Origin of the sequence: Streptomyces sp. NPDC001093, assembly GCF_040298985.1 — a bacterium.
In the GTDB taxonomy this organism is placed as follows: Bacteria; Actinomycetota; Actinomycetes; order Streptomycetales; family Streptomycetaceae; genus Streptomyces.
The window spans coordinates 1-1067 of sequence record NZ_JBEPBF010000304.1 but is presented as its reverse complement, the minus strand read 5'-3'; the positions used below and the strand labels follow the sequence as shown (position 1 = coordinate 1067).

At 64.1% G+C, this 1067-nt stretch carries 4 protein-coding genes; all 4 read right to left on the bottom strand.

Annotation, left to right across the window (positions count from 1 at the left end; all coding sequences use genetic code 11):
* Window positions 1-103: 103 nt before the first annotated feature.
* The 4 genes from ABT288_RS50040 to ABT288_RS50025 all read right to left on the bottom strand — a co-directional run bounded on the left by ABT288_RS50040 (window position 104) and on the right by ABT288_RS50025 (window position 973).
* On the bottom strand, window positions 104-238 hold the full coding sequence (locus ABT288_RS50040; protein ID WP_351623464.1) for a hypothetical protein: 135 nt from the start codon (window positions 236-238) through the stop codon (window positions 104-106).
* Window positions 239-245: 7 nt separating this feature from the next.
* Window positions 246-407, bottom strand: a complete 162-nt coding sequence (locus tag ABT288_RS50035; RefSeq protein WP_351623463.1) for a hypothetical protein — start codon at window positions 405-407, stop codon at window positions 246-248.
* Between the two features lie 124 nt (window positions 408-531).
* The gene (locus ABT288_RS50030) at window positions 532-807 is read right to left on the bottom strand and encodes a hypothetical protein (RefSeq protein ID WP_351623462.1); all 276 of its coding nucleotides are present in this window, start codon (window positions 805-807) and stop codon (window positions 532-534) included.
* Window positions 808-841: 34 nt separating this feature from the next.
* Window positions 842-973, bottom strand: coding sequence for a hypothetical protein (locus tag ABT288_RS50025; RefSeq protein WP_351623461.1), 132 nt, complete (start codon window positions 971-973; stop codon window positions 842-844).
* Window positions 974-1067 lie beyond the last annotated feature (94 nt).

Sequence of the window (1067 nt, the reverse complement as noted above, 5' to 3'; positions counted from 1 at the left end):
TAGGGCCAACCGGCAACACGCGCCCACCAACCCATCCCCCCTCCAAACCGGGCGGCGCCCCGCCAACCCCCTTCGTTGCGGCGGCCCGCAGCCGTAAGGGAGATCAGCTGGCGTTCGGGTTCCGCCCGATCAGCTGGGTCAGCAGCTCAACGATCTGCGCCTGGTTACGATCGATCTTCTCGGTGAGGCCTCGGACCTCACCGGCGAGGTCATCCACTTTCGCGTCCAGGTTGCCCACCTTCTGATCAAGGGTTGCCCACCTGCAGGCGCAGTGCCGTGAGATCGCTCTTGACGATCCCGAACTCTCGATCCGTCCGCTCCGCCCCGTCCTCGAAACAGCGGGTGAGAGCGGCGATCTCGCCCTGCGCGCCAGGGTCCTCAGGCACGCGGATCTCCTGCCAGATCATGCGATGGGATGGTCGTCAGTGGTCCTCTACGATATCGCGGTCACCGCTTCCCAAGCGCCGCCTGCCATTGGGCCGGCCGATCACCGGTACAGAGCGGTCCAGCGCACTCATTGGGGCGGCCGATTCAGGCCGGACGGCGCGTCGACCGGGCGATGATGACGACCTCAGCGGTGGCCAGTCCCCACAATAGGGCGGCCACCCAGGCGAGCAAACCGTCGCCGACAGCGATGTAGGTAGTGCCCCACACGATGGCCATGACCACCAGCGCAGCAATCATCGCCATACGGCTGCCCCGAATCGGCGATGTCTGCTGCCGACCGTATGTCGAGCGCAGATAGCCGCGGTACAACGTGCACACAGTCAGCACGATCGCACCACTCCACACCAGCACTTCAGCCACGTTGCGCTGTCCCCCCTCAAGTCAGCGGCGGCACCTACTTGCAGTAGCCGCCCTTGTACTGTGCAACAACACCGTCGGTCTTGACCTCTACACACTTGTCCGCGTGCTCGACGAGAGCCGCCTGTGCCACGACGAGTGCCAGAATAGGGTCGATCACAATGTCCATGTGAACCGCCCCGGTTCGAATAGAGACTCGATTTCATGAAAGGATCGAGTCATGGCACGACCCTCCCGTTACCCGCTTGAGCTGCGCCGTCGTG